The organism is Streptomyces sp. URMC 126 (assembly GCF_051386555.1).
GTDB lineage: Bacteria > Actinomycetota > Actinomycetes > Streptomycetales > Streptomycetaceae > Streptomyces.
The window spans coordinates 61,941-68,497 of record NZ_JBPQTX010000006.1 but is presented as its reverse complement, the minus strand read 5'-3'; the positions used below and the strand labels follow the sequence as shown (position 1 = coordinate 68,497).

Genomic DNA, 6,557 nt, shown 5'->3' with positions numbered 1-6,557 from the left:
CCCACCCGCAGGGGCTGGGGACACCGAGGCTGACGCGACTGCCCTGAGCCGCCGATCGCCGCACCCGGGGGGCGCGCCGTGACCCGTAGGGGCTGCGGCGCGCCCCGCGCGTCGGCGGGGACGCGGAAACACGGGGACGCGGGGACGCGGGACCGTGGGATCAGCCGCGCTCCGGGCCGGCGGCCCGCTCCGGCACCCGGGCCCCGGGATCAGCGTCCGCCGCGCCGTCCCCCGCGCCGTCCACCGCGCCGTCAGGCTCGCCGGCCGCCTCGCCGCCCGGCTCCCGCGTCCGCCGCGCCGTCAGGAACCGCAGCCAGTACTCGCCCTGCCGGGCCTGATCCTCGCTGACGTGCCGGAGGAACGCGCTCATGTCGTCCAGCCGGGCGCCCGCGGGCGTGGCCGCGCCCAGGGTCTCGGCCCCCGCCCGGGCGACGTCCGCCAGCGCGAAGTTCACCCGCAGCCCGGCCTGCCACGCCCGGAACCAGACGTCCCGGTCGATGACGTACCGCTCGGCCCGCCGCCCCGCCACGCGCTCCCTCCGGACCAGTCCCTGCCCTTCCAGGTAGCCGACCGCCTTCGAGACCGACGCCGGGCTGACCCGGAGCAGCCGGACCAGCTCGGCGGCGGTGAGGACGCCGGTGTCGGCCGTGAACAGCCGGCACAGGACGCAGGCCGTCATCCGCGGGAGCCCCGCCAGGGTCATCAGGGACACGAACCGCTCCTCGAAGTCGCGTACCGCCTCGGGGTCGCGCCCGTAGGGGTCGGTCGGGGCGGGTGCCGCCGGGAGCGGGGACCGGGTGCGGCGGCGGGCGCGCCGTTCGGTCGCCCGGTGCGCGTGGTCGGCGCGGTAGCGGTGGGCTCCGCCGTTACGCGTCACCTCCCGGGTGACGGTCGACGTCGGCCGTTCGAGACGCCGCGCGATCTCGGCGTAGCCCAGCCCTTCGGCCAGCCCCGCGGCGATCAGACGGCGGTCCTGATGCGTGAGCCTGCTTCCCGGCATCCGTCCTCGCTTTCCGGTGCCCATGGCACGCGTGTCGTGGCCCGTGGCGCTCGGCATATGGCCGTGAACGTCGAGGGCCAGTGTGCGTTCATCCCCATTCCATTGCAACAGCCGACGATGGCGATTTGCATTAAGCGGCAAGCTCATTGCACCGATGCAATGCGACTGCCTGCGCAAAAGCATCGGATGGTGAATTCGCGCATTGACCGGTCAGTGAAGGCAACGTAGCGTTTTCCGTGTTCTGAACGAATTCCCATGACGACGGCGAGGGGCCGGCGCGCCGCCGTTCCCGCTCGCCGTGACGGACGGAGCCGACATGGCCGAACCCTTTCCCGTCGTCCCCGAACTGCCCATGGCCCGGCCCGCGGGCCGCCCCTTCGACCCTCCCGAGCGGCTGGGACACCTGAGGGAACGCAGTCCCCTGGTCCGGCTGCGCTTTCCGGACGGGCATCTGGGCTGGTTGGCGACGAGTCATTCCGTGGTCCGGGCGGTCCTCGCGGACGCCCGTTTCAGCACCCGGCCGGAGATCACCCACTCGCCCGTTCCCGGACCCGCCGCCCTGGAGGAATTCCCGCCGGCGGAACCGGGCGATTTCCTCAGCATGGACGCGCCCGACCACACCCGTTACCGCGGCCTGCTCGCCGGGAAATTCACCGTCCGCCGGATGCGCCTGCTGACCGAACAGGTCGAACGGGCCGCCGAAGAGCGGCTGGACGCCATGGAACGGCACGGCCCGCCGGTGGATCTGGTCACGGCCTACGCCCAGCCCATCCCGGCCCTGGTGATCTGCGCACTGCTCGGTGTCCCCTACGCCGAACACGAACCCTTCCGGGACATGATGACGACGGTCACCGACCGCACGGCCACGGCGGACGAGATCACCGGAGCCTTCACCGGCGTGGGGGAGAGGCTGCGGACACTGGTACGCGACAAGCGTGCCCACCCCACCGACGACCTCCTCGGCGACCTGGCCACCACGGACCTCACCGACGACGAACTGATCACCATCGGCACGGTGTTGATCGGCGCCGGCCTGGAGACCACCGCCAACGTTCTCGCGCTGGGCACCTTCGCCCTGCTCACCCACCCCGACCAGCTCGACCTCTGGCGTTCCGACGGGGAACTCACCGACCGCGCCGTCGAGGAACTGCTGCGCTACACGTCCATCACCCCGACCGGGGTGCGGACGGCCCTGGAGGACGTACGGCTGGGCGACCTGGTCGTCCGGGCCGGAGAGTCGGTCGCCCTCTCGATCGAGTCCGCCAACCGGGACCCCGGGAAGTTCCCCGACCCCGACACCCTGGACCTGACCCGGCACAGCCGGGGACACCTCTCCTTCGGCCACGGCATCCACCAGTGCCTCGGCCAGCAACTGGCCCGCGTCGAACTGCGCGTCGCCTTCCCCGCGCTGTTCCGCCGCTTCCCGACGCTGCGCCTGGCCGTCCCGCCCGACGAGGTGACGCTGCGTCAGTCCCACATCTCCGGCGTCGACGCGCTGCCCGTGACCTGGGAGGGCGCGTGACCCCGCGGATCCGCGTCGATCGCATGCGCTGCTGCGGCGCCGGGATGTGCGCCCTGACCGCCCCCGAGGTGTTCGACCAGGACCGGCGGGCGGGGAAGGTCCTGCTGCTCGAACCCGCGCCCCCGCCCCGCCTCGCCGACGCGGCGCGCGAGGCGGCCGAACTGTGCCCGAGCGGAGCCATCACGGTCGAGGAGCCGGAACAGGACGCGGAACGGGACAGGGACGGCCGGGGAGGGAAGACGTAGGGGGTTGCCCCCCCGGGGCGTCCCCGATAGGCGCCGAATATAGGCGCCGCCCCCCTACGACCGCTCCCTACGGCCCATCCCCTAAGCCCCCAGTGCCAGTTCGGCCGCCGCCAGGGCGCACCCCCAGGAGACCGTCACCCCCGACCCGCCGTGCCCGTAGTTGTGCACCAGCCGCGCCCCGCCCGGCAGCCGCTCCGCCTCCACCCGTACCCGGTGGCGGAAGGGGCGGAGGCCGACGTGGTGGGCCAGGACGCGAGCCCGGGTGACGCCCGGATGCACCCGGGCGCAGCGGGCGATGATCGCCTGGGCGAGGGACGGCACCGGGGTCCGGTCCCAGGCGTGGGCGTGCGCCGTTCCGCCCAGGACCAGGCCGTACGGCTGGGGGAGGAGGTAGGCCGGATCCCCGGTGCCGTCCTCGGTGACGGTGAACCACTCGTGTACTCCCGGGTTCTCCACCACGACGAGCTGTCCCCGCACCGGGTGCACGTCCGGGTCGCCGGCGAGCCGGCCGGCGCCCAGCCCGGCGCAGTTGACGACGATCGGCGCCGCGCGGGCGGCGTCGCCCAAGGCGGTCACCGCCCGGAGGGTGACCGTGCCGCCGGCCCGGCCCAGACGGCGCTGGAGGTAGCCGAGGTGGGCGGGCATGTCGGCCAGCGGCAGCCGGGCGCGGACGGCCCGGTCGTACCCCCGGGGCGTCTCGTGCGGCGCCGTCTCGCGCAGGCCGGGCACGCCGGCCGCCCAGGGGCCCAGTTCGTCGGGGGAGGCGCCGGCGTGCACCCCGTCCACCAGCCGCACCCCGGTCTCCGCGGGGTCCCGGGCCAGCCCGGCCAGGATGGGCAGGGACGCGAGCGACCAGGCGGCCACGGCCCCGGCCGGCTCGGCGCGGTACGGCCACCACAGGCCGCCGGCCACCGCGGACGTGGTCTGCGCGGCGGTCTCCCGCGTCCAGACCTCGACCCGCAGGCCCCGCTCCGCGAGGACGACGGCGGTGGTCAGGCCGATGACGCCGGATCCCACGACGATCGCATCGCTCACCATGGAGTGAAGGTACCGACAGGCCGGGCCGGTTGGGCGGGGATTGCCGAGCGGTGGGGGAATACTCGGCACATGACCGTGGAGTACGCGACCCTCGGACTGGCGCACACCACCCGCGCCGGCGGTGTCCCGGGCGGTGGGGTGTGCCAAGTGCGGCGCGAGTACACGGATTTCACCGTCGACGGCGGGCCGCTGCTGCTGCGGCTGGCCGATCTCGACGGGTTCCCGCCGGCCGCCTCCGACCTGGTGCCCGCCGCTCTCGCCCCGGCCGCCCGGCGTCGTCCGCTGCCCGGCGCCGACGGCCCCGCCGGGTCCGGCCGGTACCCGCTCTACGTCTGCCCCGACTGCCCGGGCCGGGCGTGCGGCGAGGTGACGGCCGTGGTCGAGCGGGACGCCCAAGGAGACGTCATTCGCGTCCTGCTCGTCGGCCCGCGCGTCGCCTCCTTCGCCCGCCTCGCGGCGGCCCTCCGGACGACCGGGATCGGCGCCGACCTCACCCGCGACGCCACCGGGACCGCCCCCGAGGAGCTGTGCGGTTACGGAGCCGTCCTCTTCGACCCCGCCGTCCGCGCCCCCGAACGGGCCGCGTGCCGCGCCGCGTTCACCGCCGCGGGCGCGGGCGCGGCGCTCGTCGACCGGCCGGCCCCGCTGCTGCCGGTGCTCGTCGCCCAGCTCGAACAGCTCGTCCACCGGCCGGCCGCCGGGCGGCGCCTGACCGGGCTGCGCGCCGACGGGGGCGGGGTGCGGGTGGAGGTCGGCACGGCCTGCCGCGTCCGGGTGACCGGCTACCGGCGGGACCGGCTGCGCCGGCTGCGGACGGCGGAGCTCTACGCGGGCCGCCTGGACCGGGGAACGCACCTGCTCGACGGCTTCGGCGGACCCGGCGCCTATGTGGTGGCCCGGACGTTCGAGGACGTGGTGGTGGCCGACGCCGGAGGGGCCGCCGGGCCTCCCCGCCCGCACCGATAGAGTCGGCCCCGACATGAACGCCACCCTCGTCGCCAAGAACCTCGCCGCCGGCCACGGCGACCGCACCCTCTTCACCGGGCTCGACCTCGTCGTCGCCCCCGGCGACGTGATCGGGCTCGTCGGAGCCAACGGCGCCGGGAAGTCCACCCTGCTGCGCCTGCTCGCGGGGCTGGCGGAGCCCGACGAGGGCACGGTCAGGACGAGCCCGCCCACCGCCACCGTCGGCCACCTCCCGCAGGAGCCGGAGCGGCGCCCGGGGGAGACCGTGCGCGCCTTCCTGGCCCGGCGCACGGGAGTCGCCGCCGCGCAGACCGCCCTCGACACCACCACCGAGGCGCTGGCCGCGGGCGCGCCGGGGGCCGACGACGCCTACGCCACCGCGCTGGAACGCTGGCTGGCCCTCGGCGCCGCCGACCTGGACGAGCGGGCGGAGGAGGTCGTCGGCTCGCTCGGCCTCACCGTCGGCCTTGACCGGCCCATGACCGACTTGTCGGGCGGCCAGGCCGCCCGGGCCGGCCTCGCCTCGCTGCTGCTCAGCCGCTACGACGTGTTCCTGCTCGACGAGCCGACCAACGACCTCGACCTGGACGGCCTGGAGCGGCTGGAGGACTTCGTCACCGGACTGCGCGCGGGCACCGTCCTGGTCAGCCACGACCGCGAGTTCCTCACCCGGACCGTCGACCAGGTGCTGGAGCTGGACCTCGCCCAGCAGCAGGTCACCCTCTTCGGCGGCGGCTACGGCGCCTACCTGGAGGAGCGCGAGCGGGCCCGCCGGCAGGCGCGCGAGGCGTACGAGGAGTACGCGGACACCCGCGCCGCCCTGGAGGCCCGCGCCCGCACCCAGCGGAACTGGATGGAGAAGGGCGTCCGCAACGCCCGCCGCAAGAGCGGTGACATCGACAAGATCACCCGGAAGACCCGGATCGAGGCCAGCGAGAAGCAGGCGTCCAAGGCCCGGCAGACCGAGCGGCTCATCGAGCGGCTGGAGACCGTCGAGGAGCCGCGCAAGGAGTGGCGGCTGAAGATGGAGATCGCCGCCGCGCCCCGGTCGGGCAACGTGGTCGCCACCCTGCGCGGCGCCGTGGTGCGCCGCGGCTCCTTCACCCTCGGGCCGGTGGACCTCCAGGTCGACTGGGCGGACCGGGTCGCCGTGACCGGCGTCAACGGCTCGGGCAAGTCCACGCTCCTCGCCGCCCTGCTCGGCCGGCTCCCGCTGGACGAGGGCTCCGCCGCGCTCGGCCCGGGTGTGGTGGTCGGCGAGGTGGACCAGGCGCGGGCGCTGTTCTTCGGCACGGAGGCGCTGCTGGACGCGTTCGGGGCGGCCGTCCCCGAGCTGGTGCCCGCCGACGTCCGGACGCTGCTCGCCAAGTTCGGCCTCAAGGCCGACCATGTGCTGCGCCCCGCCGTCACCCTCTCGCCGGGCGAACGGACGCGGGCCGCGCTCGCGCTGCTCCAGGCCCGCGGCGTCAACCTGCTGGTGCTCGACGAGCCCACCAACCACCTCGACCTGCCGGCCATCGAGCAGCTGGAGTCCGCTCTCGCCTCGTACTCCGGCACCCTGCTGCTGGTCACGCACGACCGGCGGATGCTGGACGCGGTGCACACCACTCGGCGGATCACGGTCGAGGACGGCCGCATTATGGAGCGTTGAGCGCGCCGGTTCCCTGTTTTCCTGCCCCTTTCGGGTGAATTTGCTCCGAAAAAAACCTTCGTCGCAGGTCAACTCTTCGTCAAGGTGTCACCATCACCCGCCCGGCCGAAAACCGTGGTTTTCCGGAGAAACGGC

The 6,557-nt window shown here is 74.7% G+C and carries 6 protein-coding genes; 4 read left to right on the top strand and 2 right to left on the bottom strand.

Annotated elements, in window-relative coordinates; genetic code table 11:
- Window positions 1–160: 160 nt before the first annotated feature.
- A complete protein-coding gene (locus ACSNOK_RS01845) occupies window positions 161–1,000 on the bottom strand; it encodes a helix-turn-helix domain-containing protein (protein WP_436778737.1) in 840 nt (279 codons plus the stop codon).
- Window positions 1,001–1,316: 316 nt separating this feature from the next.
- Between ACSNOK_RS01845 and ACSNOK_RS01840 the strand changes: the two genes are divergently transcribed.
- Both ACSNOK_RS01840 and ACSNOK_RS01835 read left to right on the top strand, forming a co-directional pair.
- Window positions 1,317–2,522, top strand: a complete 1,206-nt coding sequence (locus tag ACSNOK_RS01840) for a cytochrome P450 (RefSeq protein WP_436778736.1) — start codon at window positions 1,317–1,319, stop codon at window positions 2,520–2,522.
- The gene (locus tag ACSNOK_RS01835) at window positions 2,519–2,767 is read left to right on the top strand and encodes a ferredoxin (RefSeq protein ID WP_436778735.1); all 249 of its coding nucleotides are present in this window, start codon (window positions 2,519–2,521) and stop codon (window positions 2,765–2,767) included. Before ACSNOK_RS01840 ends, ACSNOK_RS01835 begins: the two co-directional genes overlap by 4 nt.
- Window positions 2,768–2,848: 81 nt before the next feature.
- Here ACSNOK_RS01835 and ACSNOK_RS01830 read toward each other — a convergent pair whose 3' ends face one another.
- A complete protein-coding gene (locus ACSNOK_RS01830) occupies window positions 2,849–3,805 on the bottom strand; it encodes an FAD-dependent oxidoreductase (RefSeq protein WP_436778734.1) in 957 nt (318 codons plus the stop codon).
- Window positions 3,806–3,874: 69 nt separating this feature from the next.
- On the opposite strand from ACSNOK_RS01830, the gene ACSNOK_RS01825 reads away from it, so the two are divergent.
- Window positions 3,875–4,771, top strand: coding sequence for an oxidoreductase (locus tag ACSNOK_RS01825; protein WP_436778733.1), 897 nt, complete (start codon window positions 3,875–3,877; stop codon window positions 4,769–4,771).
- A gap of 13 nt (window positions 4,772–4,784) precedes the next feature.
- On the top strand, window positions 4,785–6,422 hold the full coding sequence (locus ACSNOK_RS01820) for an ABC-F family ATP-binding cassette domain-containing protein (protein ID WP_436778732.1): 1,638 nt from the start codon (window positions 4,785–4,787) through the stop codon (window positions 6,420–6,422).
- Window positions 6,423–6,557: the final 135 nt, after the last annotated feature.